Genomic DNA, 19,101 nt, shown 5'->3' on the forward strand with positions numbered 1-19,101 from the left:
AAGGTCTTCAAGATTTCCATGATCGCTTGTCAAAATTATTAAGTGCTTTTTAAGATTAACATTTGAAAGCAATGATTCAAGAAATCGTTCAATTCTGTCTATGTATTTCAAAGCAAGCAAGAAATCCTGATTATGCCCTGCCTCGTCTGTAAATGGAAACTCATACATCACAAAATCATACTCTTCAAGTAAATTCGCAATTATTTTTCCAGATTCTTCTGGCGTGATTATCTTTATATCTGGATAAAATTTCCTCAAAAATTCACCTGTTAAATCCGCTGGAACTGCTTTTCCTTCTGTTAATTCCTTATCATACCATCTAAATGGCACACCCGAAGCCAAAACAGCATAAGTTGTCGCAGAAAGTTTTTCACCACGTATCTCAAAATAATGTTTTGAATAAGCGTTTGCAAAAGTCGCTTTTTTGCCAAGTTTTTTTCAATTTCAAAAAAATACTTTCTGACAAAAGAACCTTCCTCAATGTAGGCGTTGGCAAACCATTTATATGCCCATTCATTAATTCAGGCGCATTTACTCCCGTGAATATAACAGTTTGACCTGTTGCGCTCTGTGGCAAACCCGGAACATCAAGCGAAGCATCCGTTGGAACGATTATACCCTCATATTCGGCTTTAAAATTATCTCCACCGATAAAGGCACGAAAAAATTTTGATCTATATCTTGCAAATGGATTCTTCTCCGGGTTATCTTCGCCAATTCCGATTCCGTCAAAAAATAAAAGAGCAACCCCCATCTTCAAAAATCAACGCTTAATTTTACTTTTGCAACAAAGCCAGAACTAAAATTATAATCCAAAGATGTTTCCGTCTTAACTTTTTTATTCTTAACAATTGCGCTTACCGTCGCATCAATTGCGCTCAAAACATGATTTGCAACTATGATGAAAGCAGATGCACTGGCGATTGAATAAAAATCATTTGCCTTGCCACGTTCAATTGAATAAAACTTAAAATTTTGCGTCGGCTTTAATTCATTCACATTTTCAGGGATAAAATTTTTATCAAAATCGTTCCACCCTGGCGCATATTGATGATACTTGCCGATCAACTCATAATATTGCTGTTCACCATAAAAAGGAAGCGTATGCGAAAAACCACCCGAGAGACGACTGATATATCTTTCTGCTTCATTCAAACGAAACCAGTTAACTCTCTCCCACGGTCTTTTGCTCGCATCTGGATCTATTCCAACCATCGGCGCATCAGCAGTCCCGTATCTTCTCATCCATTCATTCATCCAAAGTGCGTAATCAACCACGCTCCAATTCTCATCAGCAAATTGCTTAAACTTTTTCGTCTGCTCGTCGCCCTTTTTCGTATAATTGAAATAAACAACCCACGACGCAATTTCAACAGCAAAAAACAACGCTGACTTAAAATAACTTCCAGTGTAAACTTCTCCACTTCCTGGAATTATCGCTGACATTAAACCCGCTTTCAATGGAGAGTATTTTTTCAACTCAACATTTGAATTTGCAGAAGGAAATTCCGCATCGTTATGCTTACTTAACACATAAGCCAGATGTAATTTTGCAAAATCTTTATTTTCACCAATTTTCAAATCCTGTGCTTTTAAAATGCTTATGAAAAACAAAATCGCCAGAAAATATCTTCCCATTGTTTTCACCCTCAAAATTTTATTTTACTCAAGCGAATCAAATTCAAAAATGACCCCGAAATAAAATCTTAATTCACGCCCAAAACTAAATTTTTCTTTGTTTATAACCTTCTCAAACTTATCAAATCCATACGCAACGCTTGCAAAAATTTTCATCGGGAAAACATAAAACGAAGTTCCATCAAATCTTAACTCAATCCCAACATCTTTTTTAAAATCTCTCAACCTCGTTCCCTCATCCCACGCATTTCCAAAATCAAAAAACAAACCCGAATAAACCCTTTGTAATCCAATGTGCAAACCTTGAAGCGATACATCTTCAATTATCGGAAATCTATAAACCATTTTCAAACTTAAAAATTCATTCCCCCCAAGCGAGTAAAACAAATAACCACGCATTCCAATTAATCCACCGCCGTAGAAATTGAAAAACTCATTCACAGGTTTCCCGATTATGCTCCCGTATCTTAAAACAAATCCAAGCGTGTGATTTCTAAAAGGCAACTTAACATACTCATTCCATCCAAAATCAATTCTCCAGAAGTTGAAATTTTTATAAACGGGAACAAGGAAGCCATCTTTGAATTCATAAGTTCCATCTGGATTTAACTTGTTAAGTTCATAACTCAACCTCAAATTTAACTTCCTTCCGACAGGATTTATATCTGAATTTCTTTTCGGGCGAATGCTTTTGTAATTCAAGTTCAAATAAAAAACTCTGCCAATGAAATAAACATCATCAGATGACGGGACGAGTGTTTTCGTTTCTGGAATTGTAAAACTTTTTATCTCCGCCGAATAGCGTGAAAATGTGAATCCAGTTTTTGCGTTTAAGTTCGGCATAAGAAATTTCCAGCCGAAATAAAGATCAACTTCTGTCAAGTGATACACAATATCAACAGGTATAAGGTTCAAGCCAAGTTCAAGAAGAAATTTAGTCGTTCGTGTGACATTGTATGCTTCAAGCGTAAATTTGGGCTTAAATCCAAGATGATAAAGTATCGGAAATCTATCATTGAATTCAAACATCAGGAAAAGGTCTCGTTCAAATTTTCGGTTTATCAATGCACCGGCAAACAAACTATATTTCCCGACAACATCAGTTGAATATGTATAAAATCCAAATTTCAAAAGGTCAATTCCACGATCGTGCTTGTTGTAATTGTCAAATCTCAAAACAGGATAAAACGAAAGCGATGTGTAAACATTTTTATACTCACGAACTTTAAACTCTGGAAGATTTGTATCGTCATAATCATTTGAAATTTTAGAAGATGAAAAAGCATCAAATGAATTTGCAAATGCGAGAAGTTCAAATTCCTTGGGTTTAAATTTTTTTATTTTTTCAATGTAAGCGATTTTAAAGCCAGTTGATGTGTAAGTTGAATAAACAAGTTTACCCTCTTTAACATCTGGCATGAACGCTCCGCCAAATACATTTGTAAGTTGCAAAATTTCACCACTTGTGAGGTCAAGTTCGTAAATGTTAAAAATTCCATTTCTATCCGATGAGAAATAAACTTTGCGTCCATCTTCCGAAAATACGGGATTTCGCTCATCGCTTTGAGTTGCAAGCAAAGGTTTGAACTCTGCAATCCCAACATCAAGAATCCCAATATCACGATTATCCTTGATTGAATAATCAAAAATTAATTTCCTTCCATCTGGAGAAAAACAAATGTTATACACCTGTTCCCCGTTTCTAAAATCTGTTAACTTCTTAAATCCAGAAATTTCAATCTCACGGTTAAATTTAATCTCCGCAATTGCGATATTTGCTGTGCCATCCTCGTAAATTATAAAAGCAATGTATTTCCCGTCCGGCGATACAGCTGGATTATTTGCACGCAATCCGTAAGTAAGGCGTTTCTCTCTTTTCAATTCAAAATCGTAGACGAAAACATCATACAAACTTCGCCAGTTTTTGTTCTTCCTTGTCTTTTTTGAATAAAAAATTTTCTTACCATCAGCCGACCACGAAATTGAAGACGAAACACCTTCAACAATTTTTTCCTCTTTCCCGTTTTCAAGGTCATAAAGATAAATCGCTGATGGAGAAAAATAATCGCTTTCCTTATTTGAAACATAGACAAATTTTTTCCCATCGGGTGAAAACTTCGGATAAAAATTGCCAAAGCCAACATTAGCAACAATTTCACCCTCAACTTTATCACCAATTATTTGAACTTGCTTTGTGTATCTCTGGCGAAGATGCTCTTTCCATTGATTGTAAAGTTCTTTGCCATCAATCCCGAGCGACTTTTTTATCGCCTCATCAATTGAAAGGCGAAATGGCGATCTTAAATATCTTGAAATCTCTTCAAGTTTATTGACGCCGTAATTTTTTGCTATAAATTCAACAAGAGAAAAACCTGAATTATAAACCGACTCATTCCCCAAGCTCGTTTTCCCAAACGAATTTAGTTCTTCCCAGGATAAAAGTTTATCATCAAGAACCTGCATTCTCAAAATCATATCTCGGTGTGTATCCCAGTAATCATAATTTAAATCAGGATGATTAAATTGTGCTGTCCCCTCAGCAAACCAAGCAGGAACATTTATACCGGCAAAAGGATACGAAACTATCACATTTGGAAATCCATAAAGAACATCCGGTCTGTTTTCTTTTTCATAACCAAGCCATTGAAAATAAATCGCAGGAACTCTGCGACCAAATTTCATAGCAACCTGCATTTGAATGTTGTGAGTAAACTCGTGCGTTACAACATCGCGCAACCAGTTATGCATCCCGCGAAGTTCAAAATCAAGCGCACTTGCCCAAATCTCTATCCTGTTGTCGTAAAAATATGTAATCCCGTTTGAATAATCGTCGTAATCTTTTATGATGAAGTTAACTTTTTGATCTGGCTTGTGATTGTAGAGCGAAGTTATCGGCTCGTAAATTTCCTCTTCGGTTTTTTCGACGACTTTTGCAGTTTTTTCAGCACCACTATGATAATGTATCAAAAAATGCTCCGTCTCCATTGTGAACCAGTCAATTTCAGGATGAATGAATTCATCATCAAATTGAGCAAATGAAAAAAAAGAAAACAAAAACATGAAAAGATATATTTTCAAAAAAATCTTCATCTCACGACCGCAATTTTTATTATCTTAACATCGCTTCTTCCCTGTGAATTTGCCTCAACCCTTGCGTAATAAATCCCACTTTGAACATTTCTCACATCCCATTTTAAATCAACCTCAAAATTTGCAGATGTTGAAACATTCAGTTCATCAACTTTAAGACCTGAGACATCAAAAATTTTCACATTAACTTTCGCATCGTAAAAAGTTTTTATGCGAATAAATGTGAAATCATCGTAAACAGGATTTGGCCAATTATAAACTTCGTTTTTGTCAAGTATGTCCGCCGATGGAGTTGAAACAACTTGAGATGACCTCACAGAATAATTTGAGTGTCTCTCATCGCGAAGATAACCTGACCATAAAACATTTGCCGGGATTGAACTGGGCTTAATCGTCCATGCATAAAGATAACCATCAATGCTCGGGACAAAAAGATAAACAAGATTGCTTTCGTAATAAACCGCTGGCGAAGTTAAACATTCTCCACTTATTGAAAGAGGGAAACCAGGGATAATTTTCCCGTAAACATCAAAAGCGTAAACCTGATAATTATCTGTCCCGACAATTATCTCGGGCAATGTATCGGCATAAAAATTAACAACGACCGGCGATGAGATGAAATTTGCATTTTTAACTTCAACCGGAAAATTCAGAAGAGTTGCGCCAAGATAATTGAAAGCCCAGATTTTATTTTCAGCGGAGATGATTATATCCGGAAATCCGTCCGAATTTAAATCTGCGATCGCTGGCGTCGTTTTAATTTTACTTTTTATCCCGGGGATTTGAATTTGTTTTGACGCTCCTGTTCTTGTATCAAGTATCACGATTTCCCCATTTTCACCAACTCCAGCAACAATTTCAACTTTTCCATCATCATCTATGTCAATTCCAGCAGATGAAACGAAATTAACATTAAACCTCCACTCGCCCTCTGCTGTCTTTATGACATTTCTTGAAACAGCAACCCAATTTAAATTCCCAGCAATCAAAGAAACAAGCGGTTTATCGTCAATTTTAATTTTTTCAGAAAGTGTTCCATCGTTGTTTAAAATCACAAGATTTCCTGAGCTGTCACCAAAAATAATTTTATCTTCCCAAATTGCCGGTGGCGTTGAAACAGAACTTTGATTTTCAAAAACCCAGACGCTATCAACAAACCCATCAAGATTTGAATCTTGCGTTTTGAAAGCAAAAATTTTTCTCCCGTTAACAGAGATAACATCTTTTTTCCCATCGCCGTCAACATCAAGAACCGCACACGCAAAATCACTTTTAACATTTGTGTAATAACCTTGAATGTTAAGAGTTAAACTTGTCCCTGATGGATTGAAAGCGAAAATCCCAGTTGATGAATTAATTATAATTTCATTTTTCGGGTCGTGATCTATGTCTGCAACTGTCACAAAGGATCTTTCAGTTAAACCCGGGGTTTTCTTCGGAAAAGATGGCGATGGAAGAATTAAAGAATCAGAAAATCCAATTTTAAAACTCATCACAGGTCCAGGGACGCTGAAATCGTAAATTTTAAATTTAAAATTAGACAAGTTATTCGTCGGATTCCACGGATACGCACTCATTGAAAATTCATTTTTATAAGTTGGTGCAATGTTTCCAAGAAACCACATATCATATTCCCAACCTATCTCATCACCATAGATTACTTGTGGACCATCTGCTTCAACAAGTTTAACACCAAGATTTCTCACATCGTTATTTATTGAATTCGTTTTCAACTTCTTATCAATCACATTTTCATCAATATACCAAATTAAAATTCCAGAACCTGGCAAAGCCCAATCCAATTCATCAACATCAATTAAAACCCCATAAACAGAATCAACATCAAAATAATTAAAACCAACTTCATCTCTAAAGAAAATACGCTCAATGATTTTTTCACCCGTTGAATCTCGCCAGTAAAACTTCAATTTAACCCCATCCGAAAAAGCATCACGATTTCTGTTTTCAATGAGGAAATACTCTTTTGAATTTATCGGGATTTTGTAAATTGATTTTTCAGGATTGAGATTAAATGTGTAGATTGAAATAGTTGTATCTTTTTCTGGTTTTAATTCAACAGGATTGCACACACCGAGTTTAATTTTTTCCCACGCCGATGGCTCAGGTGGTAAAATTCCACGATAGGAGAAAATGCCCGGACCGTCCATCAAACCAAACCTTCCAATCCTTGATCTTCCTGTCTTCGTATCAAACAAATCAGGCAAACCGAGAAAACTCGCAAAGTTTGAAACAAGCAAACCGTTTAAACCAATTTGAAGCAATGTTTCTCCTGTCACCGTTTGAACAGTTCTTGACTCTGTCTCTGGAAGAATTATCGTGTTTTTAATTTCAAAATTATCTGAAATTCCATTTTTGCTTAAAAAAATTTGAATTGAATCGTAATTCACAAAAACAGACGGAATATCAAACGGCGTCGGATTGTAGCCGTATGTAGCTGTCAAGTCAATGTCCCTTCCAACCCCAGCGTGAAAAATTATATAACAATCATATGCTGAAAGTGGGTAATTCGTCCTAACTGATGATTTCTTAACATTTGTCCATGTTTCATAAATTAAATTCAAAAGTCGCTCAAATCCAGAATCCTGCGGTGGTGAATAATAACGCATCTGCTTTGAAAGCGTTAAAACCGAATCAATAACTTCATATTCAATTTGGATGGAGAATTTTGCGAAGTAATTTTTTAAGAATTCAAGATGTGCTTCAAAGTATCTTTTATCGTGCGGTGGTGGGTCAATTATCTTCTTTGATGTAAAGCTCAAATCAAATTTCCCATTTCCAGTCGTCAAAGGATCGTCATCCTCCTGAAATTCAACCATAACAGCAAGAATTTTATAATGTCTCTGCGGATTTTGGGAAAACAAATTCAAAGTTAAAATCAAAAAAATGATAAAAAGCAAGGAAGAGCGCAACATCGCAGGATTTGAAAAGTTATTTTATAAAATAAGGCGGGATAAACCCGCCGAAAATTGATTTATTCTTCTCCACCAAAATTAAGTAAAACCGTAAAGCGAAGCGTGTTCGCAAGCGGATGATTCTCCTCAAAAGTTGAAATATAGCTAAAATCAACCCCAACAATGCTATATCTTACACCTGCTCCAAAAGTTGCAAATTTTCTCCCACCAGCTCTTGGGCTTTCATAAAAATAACCAGCTCTTAAAGCGATCAACCTCGGGCTTCCATACCAGTATTCAAAACCAGCGCCGATGGTGACTTTTCTCAAACTCCCTGCTTCATCCCACGCAGTTATAAGCGACTTCGGAAGCGGGTCAGGTTTTTTACCTGTCTCAGGCGGATATCTTTTAACAAGAACTCGTCCGAAATCAACAGCAGCTGTGAAATTGTTATATTTCGATTGGATTATGTCAAAAGCAAAGCCCAATCGCAAATGTGTCGGAAGTGGATCTGCTTGTTCCTTGTCAATATAGTGAATCATCGGACCAAGATTTGAAAGATTGAATCCAGCACTAACCCTTCTTCCGAAAACATATTCCCTAAACAACAAACCTATATCAAAACTCACTCCATTTGCAACCCCCTTCCCCTGTTCCTCAGCAGTTCCAAAAGGAGCAAGCTGACTGTGAATATATCTCAAATTTATCCCGAATCCCAAATTTCTTGTTAACTTCATTGCATATCCAACTGCAACAGCATATTCAAACGCCTTAAAAGTTCCAAGGTAAGTGTTGTTTTCATCCCTTCTCTCAAAAGAACCAAGATTGAAATATGTTATATTCGCTCCGATAGTTGCATCAATTGAGCTCAAATAATGCTTTGCGCTCAAATACTCATAAAAAAGGTCTGAGCTAAACTGCGGAAGCCATCTTGCGTGTGTAAAACTTATTTCAGTTCCCTTTTGAAAAGCAAGCCCTGCCGGATTCCAAAAAATTGCATTTGCATTGTCAGCTATAGCCACCCCGGCTTCACCCATCGCACCAGCCCTTGAATCTGGCGCTATCAAAAGAAACGGAACAGCAGCATCTCCACCTTGAGCATAAAGTCCCGTCGCAAAAAATGCTATCAAAACAACTGAGAACAGTATTGCGCTTCTTTTAAATGACATAATTTTTACCTCCTGATTTTTTGTTTTACATAATCAATCAAAGCGGTAAAATTCGTCCGTGTCCACTGATCACATTTGTTTTCGTTTGTTTTAAATATACAAAATTTTCACAAAAAACAAATTTCATCGCATCACAACCAACTTTCCAATTGATTCTGCCTTCTTTAAGCCGTCAAATGTTTTGACAATGACTTTGTAAATATAAACTCCATTTGATATCTCATCACCGTCCATATCTTTTCCATCCCATTCTATTGCGATGAAATTTCCCGTTAAACCAAATCTCTCAATTTTATTTATCAACTTTCCACTCAAAGTGTAAATTTTTATCTCAACATCAACAGGAACATCATTTTCAACTGCAACTTTTTGAAATGTGAAATAAGTTTTATCAGAAAATGGATTTGGATAATTAAAGACATTGTAAATTGCAAACTCGCCAGATTCAGCAATTTTAAATTCAACTTCGCTTGACGAAGAATTGTTAAAGATGTCCCATGCTTTGACTTTCAATCTGTGTTTTCCCGGCGAAAGCGTTGGAAGTTTATAAACAATTTCACCCCTTTTGTAATCGTCTGGCTTTGTTTTATAAAATTCAGACAGATCAATTCCTGTTGGATTATCATCAATAAAAGCTTCAATTCTGTGTCCAATTGCCGATGTTGAAACATTAACACCACTTTCATCAAAAATTTCAACAATTAATGTTGCTTCATTTGATACGACATCTCCGGATTTAAAACTTTTGTTGTTCAAAAATATCTCTATTTCAGGACCTTTAAAATCGCCAACAAAATTTGAATCAATGCCATTGATTACGATATTTCCTGCAAATCCGACGCCATCAATCCCATTGCCATAGAAATAAGCAATTGCTTTCGCTCTCTCATTTGAGAAAGATATATCTTTTGGAAGCATAAATTCACCCTTGAAATTTCCATTTTTTACAGAATAAACACCTTTAAAGAGCAAATTGCCCTGATCAACGAAGTTAAAAATCCATCCCTTTTCATCAAGATAAGTTAATCTCTTTTGCGCATCAAACAATGTGAATTCAACATTTCCTGAAACATTGAGCATTTCACGATCATTTTTCTGAACTCGCCCTGAAAAATTCACTTTGCCGAGCGCTTTGAGCTGAACAACTTGATTTTGATCTTTTCCATTTATCGTATCAACCACCGCTGAATATCTTGGCAATGTGAGGCGAAGCGCTGGATCTGCGAAAAGAATAAATTTCAAATCGTTTAAAGAAGCGTAAACCTGTTTAACTCTGAACATTGCATCTCCAAGACGAGTTGTTTTATATTCAGGTGTGCTTTTGAAAAGTTCGTCAAAGAATTTATAATTAAACGCTGCATTATCACTTGAATAAACCAATCTTGCTGATGTTAAAACACCAATCGCTCCGCCATTTTTCAGAGTCAATAAAACCTCTGTTGAACTTTGTGTTTTTGGATTGTCAAACCTTCCAAAATCACATGTTGCAGCAACAACGAACGGTAATCTATTTTCATTTTTCAAATTTTGTATCGTATAACCGATTTCAAAAATTCTCTCGTGAGCCCACACAAACGGATTTCCATGACCAATCCAATTTACAATTGCACAACCACGGTTTATATAATCAACGAGCGCCTTCGCTGCATCTGGCTTGCGTCGCCCAACCGATGTGTAAACAGTTGGATATGAAACAAGATAAATTTTTCTTTTATCAATGTAATCTGGTGTGTAGTAGTTTGCAAGCGATTCACTTTGAAGTGTGTGTATCTGTCCATCTGTATTATCCCCAGATGTCAAACCATCGTCAGCAGCAAATAAAATTGTATTTCTCCACATCCCAAAGTCAGAATTGTTCTCGTATTGAATTATCTTGTTGACAATTATTTCCGCTTCGTCCTGCGTTTGAACTGGTAAACGCCCAATTGCCATATCAATGTATGGATCTGGCGTCAGAAGAACATAAAAATCATCAGAAGTATAAGTCCATATTTGCTGTAATCCTTCCTTGCTTTCATACGAAGGAATCCAATTTTTGTCTGCAACTTCAACATTTTTATAATCATAATCACCATCTCCGAAAAGCAAGACATAAAATGGTTTTTTATTCCATCTATCAAAGGCAAACTTTAAAAAATCTCTTATAGCCACGGGATCAAGCATACCTGATGAAAATTCATTGTAAATATCCGTCACATCAACGACAAGGGTTTTAAGCGAATCTTTTTTGGCTCTGTGCTCTGCTAATTTTTTGGCTTGAGATATAAAATCAGGATGTGTAATCACGATCCAATCTGCTCCTTCCGTTTCGCCACGCAGATTTGTATTTTTAACTTTCTCAATTTTTGAAACTCTTTTATAACCATTTGCCCCAACTCCAATAAAATGCCTTACTTGTCCAGCTTGCTCCAAAACTTGAAAAACAAATTCACCAGCATTTACATTTCCAGAAATCATCTTAACATTTCCAAAATCCGTGACATCAAACATTCTGACATCATTTGAAGAAAATCCATAAACTTTATACTCAACAACTGCGCTTGTATCATACGAATAAAAAGAGATAAAATCATTCACTGCTTTGAAAGTCCTCGGATAAACTATCTCAAACCAATCAACATAACCAGCGACTGCTTCACCAACCCAGTTAAAATAAAATTTCAAATTGCTTCTTGAATCTTTTATCTCGCCGTTATAGATGAATTTCTTCGGTTCTGACTTAACAGCATAATAATCAATCAAAGCAGTGTAACCGCTCAAAGCAACAGTTCCAAGATTTATAGTTCCAAGGTCGTTGTCGTTCTCTTTTATCACAAACCAATTCGGTCCCCCTGCCCTTGAAGCAACCTGAATCCGATATCGCACTGGTTTACCGGGCAAAAGTTCATCAAGTTTTGTAACATAATTTACCATATTAAACCCTGCTCTTGCCTCAACAGATGACATAAACCATTCTCTTCCAGATTCTGTTAAGTTTATCTTTTGATCGTCTCTGAAATAAAGACCAAATGTATATTCTGGTTTGAACGCATTTGAAGAGTTTAAACTTTGAACTATCATCATCCTTTTCCCCCTTGCTCCACCAAATGTGAGAAAGTAATAATTCTCATTTGTGTAATCATTAACATAGTGCGTAAATTCTTTTGTCGTCGGATTGTAATTCCATCCACTTGTTCCTCTGCCGTAAAAGATTATGTAATCGCTTTGATCAAATTTCCCATCATCTTCCCCAAAGACATAAATTGCATTTTCAATCAAGCCGTCGGGTCTTGGGTCATTAATGTTTTCAGGAAGTTGAAAACCACCATTGTTAAAAATTTTTATCGTCCTCGGGTCAATGTTATCAGGATTTATTCCTGCGTTTCGCAAATCTGTGTAAGTTATTCTGTAAATTCCTTCTTCAACAATTGGAATTTTATACCAGTCCCCGGATGCAAGTTGGCTGTTTTGAGGTTTTGCAAAGACACGATTCGCAAAATTTATTTTCCAGTTTTTTGCAATTTCGTGATTAACAAATCCATCAGCAATTTTAAAATCAAATTTATCTGGACTTAAAAACTGGCTTTGCCCCTGACCATATCTTAACACAAATTTTATCTTCTTATACAATCTGACCTTTCCGAGAGCAGGATTATACTGAACAGGATAAACTTTAACTTGCGTGATGATGTAATTTCTCGCAACTCCAACTTCACCAAGTTCAACTATTTCCTCAGGCATAAAATTATTTTTGCTGTAAATCTCACCAAAAGAGAAAACTTTAAGATACGAGATTGTATCTCCTAAGGCGTTGTCAACTTGTTTTTCCGAAATCAGAGCAGGCATTGGCTTTAATCTGACGCCGTCAAATTCAACATAAGAAGATTCAAGCACCTCAATTTGATTTCCTGTCTCCGATTTTAAAATCAATGGGAAAATTCTCACTGGAATTTGTGGATTTCCGGGTTGCGGGTTGTCAATTGATGTGTTCAAAAATAAAAATGATAAAACTGGTTGTGATAAATCAATTTGGTTTTGGAGTTGTGAAATTTCAGCAGGTTTTAAAGTGTCAATCTGCAAAAGGTAAGGAGTATATTCAATTACAATTTCATTCTGGTTCTGCGAAATTATAGTGTAATCATTTACGCTTTGAGATAAGATGTTTGATGTTAAGAAAATTAGCAGAAGAAATAAAAAAGGACAGTTGCCAAGCGAACTTGCGTTAAAGGTTGAGTTTTTTCGCATATCGTTTTCATCGGTTTTTGCTTTAAATTAACGCATCTAATTCAAAGAATAAAAACCTTTAACGAAGTCGCAATAGGCAACTGTCCTTAATTTTCAACTGAAACCAATATAATTAAATTTAACTCAAAAGTCAATAGCATTCAATCTTCAAGATTCCTTGAAAATCTTTTCTCTTCAAATTCACCACCGAACTCATACGGGATAGCATAACCATACCAATCAAGTTTTGATTTCTTTATCAGCGAAAGGACATGTTTTTTTGTTTTCTTTTGAACATCAAGTATTCCTTCCGCTTTTTCAAATGCATCTGGCAATGGCTCTCCCGGAAAAAGGAATTTTAACATTGCGACGACCATTTTTTCATTCTGCCCAAGCATAGCCGAAAACATTGATTAATTTTTCTGTGCTTAATTTACTAACAAAGGCAAAATAAATCAAATTTTCCGAATCAAACACCTGAAACAAGTATGAAAACTCCCGTTAATGCTATGACAACGCCAGCAATCGTATGAGAATATCTTTCAAGCGTTTCAAACTTAACAAGTTGAATCCCGAGATAACCTATCACCGCCTGTGCTATCATCATTATCCAAGTCATAATGCTGAAAACAACTATTACACCGATAATTCCAGCAATTTGAAATTTAAGCGATATAAAGAAAAGAGGTATCAATGGCTCACAAGGTCCGAGGACAAATACAGCAAACAATGTCCAGACCGTGACAACTTTTTTATTCAAAATTTTTTCATCAACGATCTCATGTCTATGTGGATGCCTTGCGTGTTTCAAACCCCATAAAGCGTAAGCAATTCCGAAACCAATTAAAAGCCATATTCCAACTTCACCACGAAGTGCCTCAAACCCTTCAAGTTTACTTAACTCCATACCGATAAACAAACCGATTAAACCAATCAAAACGGAAGAACCAACATGTCCGATCCCAGCGATGAATGTGACGAAAATTAATTTTTTAATTGACCATTTTTGCGCTCTCCCAATCATTATAAATGGAAGCCAATGATCAGGGGCAAGAGCGTGGAGAAAGGCAATTGATGCGGTGCTGACAAGCAAAGTTATAAAAGAAGCGTCTTGCATTTAAAATTCCTTTATTTTGTTTTCACCCACGAAATTAACTCTTTAAAAGTTGGGAATTTCCCATAACTTAAAATTGCTATCCTGAAAATTCTCCCCGCAACCCATATCATCGCAACAACTGAAACAGCAAGAATCAAAATTGTCCCAATTATTTCCCACGGCGCTGGCATTTTTATTGGAATCCGTGCAACCATAAAAGATGGAGTAAATAACGGAATGAAAGAGAGAATTTTAATCCAGTATAAATCTGGATTTTGCATTATCAAAAAAGCAAAGGCAATTGGTAAAACAAGAAGCATGCTTACATACCCAGCAATTTGTTGTGCTTCATATTCAGAATTAACTGGTGCACCAATTGCAACAAACAACGCTGAATAAAAAAGATAACCGAGAATGAAGTAAATTAAAGAAATTAACAGCAACTCAAAATTTATTGAAGTTAAAGCATAACCCGAGAGAAAATAAAATCCAACGATAGCCCAGATGAACATCTGCGTAAGCCCAACCATACCAAGCCCGATTATCTTACCCGCCATCAATTGATTTGCAGTGCAGGATGATAAAAGTATTTCAATAACACGATTTGATTTTTCTTCAACAACACTTCTTATAAGCATTTGCCCGCCAGTGATGATGAGAATCATAAGTGCAAGTATGAAGATATAAGAACTGAAAAAAACACCGATAAAATCAGTTTTTTCCTCTTCACCTTTCTTTGAAATTTTAACAGTTGAATACTTAACTGATTTTATAATCTGTGCAACCTCATCCTTTTTAACTCCATATCTCTGAAGTTTCTCCCCGATAACTATTTCCTGCAAACTGCTTCTGAATCTCTCAATATCTTTTATATTTCCAACATTTTGACCGATATATTGAAAACTTAAACTATCCTCAAAATTTTTCGGGATTATTAAATACGCTTCAATTTTCCCAGAAACAACAAGTTCGTTGGCGAATTTTTTGATTCTGTTTATGTCGCTTTCATCAAAATTTTCAGAGCTTATTTTAATCAGCTTATAATTTGGTCTGCCATCTGGAAGTTTAAATTCTCCAAGTAGTTTCTTCTCAAACTTTTCAAACACCCAGCCTGTTAAATCCACAACTCCAATTGTCTTTTGCTCTGTGTCAGCTCTTTCAACCAAAACTCTCGGAAGGATTGAAAAAACGAAGATAAAGAGTGGCATGAGAACGATTGAAATTAAAAAAGCTTTTGTTCTGACTTTCGTTATGTACTCCCACCATGCAATTGTTAAAATCTTTTTCATAAAAATTGAAGCAAAAATGTTTTAAATCTCTTTGTGAAGATAATAAAACTTGATTTTTTATTCAAGCCCCCCGAGATTAGTATTTCAAATTCCCTTCTTTTGCGAACTCCTCAATCAATTTCCTTTGTCTTTCGTTTATTTTCTCTGGAATTTCAACCTTGACTGTGACATACATATCCCCGACGAATCCATCAGTTATCACACCAAGACCACGCAATCTAAATGTCGTCCCGTTTTGAGTTCCGGGTGGAATTGTTAACTCTACTTTATTGCCGTAAATTGTTTTAATTCTCATTTTGCTACCAAGAATTGCTTGAGCGATGTTTATCGGTATTTCAACATAAATATCGTTTCCTTTGCGTTTGAAGAATTTATCATCCTGAACTTTGATATGAACATAAAGGTCACCATTAGCACCGCCGTTTATTCCGGGTTCACCTTCACCACGAATTCTCAAAGTTGTTCCAGTGTCAATTCCAGCTGGAATTTTTATTTTGATTTTCTTAACAGTTGAAACCTGCCCTGTTCCACCACAATTGTAGCAAACCTCGGAGATTATCTTCCCACGACCATAACATCTCGGACATGGTCTTGAAAACGCAAACATTCCTCTAACATCTGAAACAGTTCCAGTTCCTCCGCACACCGGACAGGTTGAAATCTTTGCTCCGGGTTTTGCTCCTGTTCCACCACAGACATTGCAAACTTCCTTTTTAGGTACATCAACATAAATTTCGCCACCGTGAATTGCAGTTGAAAAAGGTATTTCAACATCAATGTTTATATCTTCCCCTCTTACAGCGCCTCTCCTACTTCTTCTGAAAAATTCACCACGATCAAAAAATTGATTCAACAAATCTTCAAGAAACGAATCTCCAACTCTAAAATTGAATCCTTCACCAAAGCCAGTGCCAAATCCAGAGAACAAATCTTCAAAGTTAAATCCACCCTGAAAACCGCCAGTCCCTGCACCAACTCCAAATTTTCTTAACTGGTCATATTGTTTTCTTTTCTCCGGGTCAGAAAGAACGCTGTAAGCTTCGTTTATCTCTTTGAATTTTTCCTCTGCTTGCTTATCTCCCGGGTTTCTATCAGGATGATATTTCATTGCAAGTTTTTTATATGCCTGTTTTATCTCCTCCTGCGTTGCGTTCTCGCTCACACCGAGTATTTTGTAGTAATCTTTCATACCTTGTCATCACCTCCAAAATTTTATAAACAAAAGGCGAATCATTCCGATTTCTCCAAAGTTTCCTTCGGACTCGGAACAATTCGCCCGATAAAAATTTTCAAAGTTTAAATTAAACTTCTTCAACGACTTCTTCTTTCTTAACAGCGATCTCAAGAACCTCGTCCATCTCTTTCACAAAGTAAAACTCCATTTCGTTTCTGACTTGTTCTGGGATTTCTTCAATGTCAGGTTTATTTTTTTCCGGTAAAATAACCTTTTTAATTCCCGCTCTATGTGCAGCGAGAACTTTCTCTTTTATTCCGCCGACTGGCAAAACCGCTCCGCGCAGAGTGATCTCACCGGTCATTGCGATATCATTACAGACAATTTTTCCTGTGAGAAGAGAATAAAGAGCGGTTAATATCGTAACACCAGCAGATGGACCATCTTTTGGAATTGCACCAGCCGGGACATGGATATGAATGTCATATTTTTCTCTAAAATCCGGATCAATTCCGAATTCTTCAGCTTTTGAAGCGATATAGCTCAGCGCAATGTGAGCTGATTCTTTCATCACATCACCGAGCTGACCTGTAAGTTGAAGCCCACCTTTACCTTTCATCTTCGTCGCTTCAACAAACAAAATTTCTCCACCAACTGGGGTCCACGCAAGACCTGTCGCAATTCCCGGCTTGTTAATTCTCTCTGCTACTTCGTGATAATACTTCGGCTGTCCAAGATATTTTGGGAGGGCATCAACTGTTATCGTCGTCGGCTCATTTTTACCCATGGCAACATCTTTTGCAACCCCACGGCATATATCGGCAATCCTTCTTTCAAGATTTCTGACTCCGGCTTCACGTGTGTATGAGTTAATTATTTTCCTTAATGCTTCATCTTCAAACTTTATCATATCCTCGGTCAATCCGTGAGCTTTGATCTGTTTCGGGACGAGGAAATACTTTGCAATGTTAAGTTTTTCCTCTTCAATGTAGCTCGGGATTTCAATTATCTCCATTCTATCTCTCAAAGCTGGTGGTATGGGCTCAACCATATTTGCGGTTGCAATGAACATAACCTTTGAAAGATCAAACGGAACTTCAATGTAATGATCGCTGAAAGAATGGTTTTGTTCAGGGTCAAGAACCTCAAGCAATGCAGCTGCTGGATCTCCGCGAAAGTCAGCACCAATTTTATCAACTTCATCAAGCATAAAAACTGGATTATTTGAACCCGCCTTTCTTATTCCCTGAATTATTCTTCCGGGCAAAGCTCCAATGTAAGTTCTGCGATGCCCTCTTATTTCCGCCTCATCGTGAACTCCGCCTAGAGAAATTCTGACAAATTTCCTCCCAAGCGCTTCCGCAATTGACCTGCCAAGTGATGTCTTTCCAACGCCCGGAGGTCCAACAAAGCAAAGGATTGGTCCTTTCATATCGTTTTTGAGCTTTCTAACAGCGAGATATTCAAGTATTCTCTTTTTAACTTTTTCAAGTCCGTAATGATCGCGATCAAGTATTTCCTCAGCTTTCTTTATGTCAAGGTTATCTTCGGTTGAAATGCTCCACGGAAGTTCAATCAACCAATCAAGATAAGTTCTTGACACTGTATACTCAGCAGATGATGGATGCATTCTTGAAAGTCGGTCAAGTTCTTTGAGTGCGACTTTTCGCGCCTCTTCGGGCATATTTGCCTTTTCAATTTTCTCGCGAAGCTCCCTTATCTCCGCCCCTTCTTCATCTTCTCCAAGCTCTCTCTTTATCGCCTTTAATTGCTCCCTCAAGAAATACTCACGTTGATTCTTCGTAATCTCATCTTGAACCTCCGCCTGAATTTTATTTCCGAGCTCAAGCCGTTGAGCGTGACGGTTTAAAATGAAATGACATTTCTTCAAACGATCTTTTATATTCACCTGCTCAAGTATTTCCTGTTTCTCGGCAACGGAAACATTTAAAATTGAACCAACAAGATCCGGCAGTGTAAATATATCATCCGTGCTTGAAACCATGTTTGCTTGTTCAGGTGTTAAGTCCGATGAAAGTTCAACAACTTTTTTAAAGACATTTTTTATCGCAACCGCAAGCGCCTCAGCTTCAATATCTATTTCGCCTTCATCATCAACCTGCTGAATTACAGCTCTTAGATACGGCTCTTGCTGTATAAACGACAAAATTTTTGCACGGTGCAAACCTTGCACAAACACGCTCTTTGAACCATCTGGAAGATTATAAACTTTCAATATCTTCGCAACTGTTCCAAAGTGATAAACATCATCAGGCGTTGGCCTTTCTATCTGTGGTTCTTTCTGCGCCACAATTAAAATCAATTCACCCGTCTTTGATGCATCTTCAATCAATTTTATCGTGCTCTCCCTTCCAACAGAAAGTGGCATAAACTGCTTCGGGAAAAACACCGAATTCCTGAGCGGTAAAACAGACATCGCCTCAGGAATATGAACATGCTTTTCTGGATTTCCAGTGTATTTGATTTCTTCTGCCATGATTTAATTTTGAGTTTTTGTTTTTAAAATTTT

The 19,101-nt window shown here is 36.7% G+C and carries 11 protein-coding genes and 1 pseudogene; all 12 read right to left on the bottom strand.

The annotated features are described in order from the left end of the window. A pseudogene (locus AWW83_RS01490) lies at positions 1-342 on the bottom strand (alkaline phosphatase family protein); the annotation flags it as partial. Between the two features lie 40 nt (positions 343-382). After that, positions 383-754: a hypothetical protein gene (locus AWW83_RS01495; RefSeq protein WP_092347385.1), complete on the bottom strand. Its 372-nt coding sequence runs from the start codon at positions 752-754 to the stop codon at positions 383-385. A 2-nt stretch (positions 755-756) separates the two neighbouring features. Continuing rightward, positions 757-1,638, bottom strand: coding sequence for a hypothetical protein (locus AWW83_RS01500; RefSeq protein WP_092347388.1), 882 nt, complete (start codon positions 1,636-1,638; stop codon positions 757-759). 24 nt (positions 1,639-1,662) lie between these two features. Beyond that, positions 1,663-4,728, bottom strand: coding sequence for a PD40 domain-containing protein (locus AWW83_RS01505; RefSeq protein WP_092347391.1), 3,066 nt, complete (start codon positions 4,726-4,728; stop codon positions 1,663-1,665). Next, positions 4,725-7,661, bottom strand: a complete 2,937-nt coding sequence (locus AWW83_RS01510; RefSeq protein WP_092347394.1) for a T9SS-dependent M6-like inactivated metalloprotease — start codon at positions 7,659-7,661, stop codon at positions 4,725-4,727. Before AWW83_RS01510 ends, AWW83_RS01505 begins: the two co-directional genes overlap by 4 nt. A gap of 59 nt (positions 7,662-7,720) precedes the next feature. Then, on the bottom strand, positions 7,721-8,809 hold the full coding sequence (gene porV, locus AWW83_RS01515) for a type IX secretion system outer membrane channel protein PorV (RefSeq protein WP_092347399.1): 1,089 nt from the start codon (positions 8,807-8,809) through the stop codon (positions 7,721-7,723). A gap of 123 nt (positions 8,810-8,932) precedes the next feature. Further along, the gene (gene porU / locus AWW83_RS01520; RefSeq protein ID WP_092347403.1) at positions 8,933-13,033 is read right to left on the bottom strand and encodes a type IX secretion system sortase PorU; all 4,101 of its coding nucleotides are present in this window, start codon (positions 13,031-13,033) and stop codon (positions 8,933-8,935) included. A 140-nt stretch (positions 13,034-13,173) separates the two neighbouring features. After that, positions 13,174-13,410: a hypothetical protein gene (locus AWW83_RS01525; RefSeq protein WP_092347406.1), complete on the bottom strand. Its 237-nt coding sequence runs from the start codon at positions 13,408-13,410 to the stop codon at positions 13,174-13,176. 71 nt (positions 13,411-13,481) lie between these two features. Then, on the bottom strand, positions 13,482-14,129 hold the full coding sequence (locus AWW83_RS01530) for a hypothetical protein (RefSeq protein ID WP_092347410.1): 648 nt from the start codon (positions 14,127-14,129) through the stop codon (positions 13,482-13,484). Between the two features lie 11 nt (positions 14,130-14,140). Beyond that, a complete protein-coding gene (locus AWW83_RS01535; protein ID WP_092347413.1) occupies positions 14,141-15,397 on the bottom strand; it encodes an ABC transporter permease in 1,257 nt (418 codons plus the stop codon). Positions 15,398-15,473: 76 nt separating this feature from the next. After that, a complete protein-coding gene (gene dnaJ / locus AWW83_RS01540; protein WP_092347416.1) occupies positions 15,474-16,586 on the bottom strand; it encodes a molecular chaperone DnaJ in 1,113 nt (370 codons plus the stop codon). Positions 16,587-16,698: 112 nt separating this feature from the next. Continuing rightward, the gene (lon, locus tag AWW83_RS01545) at positions 16,699-19,068 is read right to left on the bottom strand and encodes an endopeptidase La (RefSeq protein ID WP_092347419.1); all 2,370 of its coding nucleotides are present in this window, start codon (positions 19,066-19,068) and stop codon (positions 16,699-16,701) included. Between the last annotated feature and the right edge of the window lie 33 nt (positions 19,069-19,101).

This window comes from Candidatus Chryseopegocella kryptomonas, assembly GCF_001536065.1.
GTDB lineage: Bacteria > Bacteroidota > Ignavibacteria > Kryptoniales > Kryptoniaceae > Kryptonium > Kryptonium kryptomonas.

Excerpts from the sequence above, each read along its gene's own strand:
- AWW83_RS01495 (WP_092347385.1), bottom strand. The coding sequence starts at position 754 with ATGGGGGTTGCTCTTTTATTTTTTGACGGAATCGGAATTGGCGAAGAT.
- AWW83_RS01500 (WP_092347388.1), bottom strand. The coding sequence starts at position 1,638 with ATGGGAAGATATTTTCTGGCGATTTTGTTTTTCATAAGCATTTTAAAA.
- AWW83_RS01505 (WP_092347391.1), bottom strand. The coding sequence starts at position 4,728 with ATGAAGATTTTTTTGAAAATATATCTTTTCATGTTTTTGTTTTCTTTT.
- AWW83_RS01510 (WP_092347394.1), bottom strand. The coding sequence starts at position 7,661 with ATGTTGCGCTCTTCCTTGCTTTTTATCATTTTTTTGATTTTAACTTTG.
- porV (WP_092347399.1), bottom strand. The coding sequence starts at position 8,809 with ATGTCATTTAAAAGAAGCGCAATACTGTTCTCAGTTGTTTTGATAGCA.
- porU (WP_092347403.1), bottom strand. The coding sequence starts at position 13,033 with ATGCGAAAAAACTCAACCTTTAACGCAAGTTCGCTTGGCAACTGTCCT.
- AWW83_RS01525 (WP_092347406.1), bottom strand. The coding sequence starts at position 13,410 with ATGCTTGGGCAGAATGAAAAAATGGTCGTCGCAATGTTAAAATTCCTT.
- AWW83_RS01530 (WP_092347410.1), bottom strand. The coding sequence starts at position 14,129 with ATGCAAGACGCTTCTTTTATAACTTTGCTTGTCAGCACCGCATCAATT.
- AWW83_RS01535 (WP_092347413.1), bottom strand. The coding sequence starts at position 15,397 with ATGAAAAAGATTTTAACAATTGCATGGTGGGAGTACATAACGAAAGTC.
- dnaJ (WP_092347416.1), bottom strand. The coding sequence starts at position 16,586 with ATGAAAGATTACTACAAAATACTCGGTGTGAGCGAGAACGCAACGCAG.
- lon (WP_092347419.1), bottom strand. The coding sequence starts at position 19,068 with ATGGCAGAAGAAATCAAATACACTGGAAATCCAGAAAAGCATGTTCAT.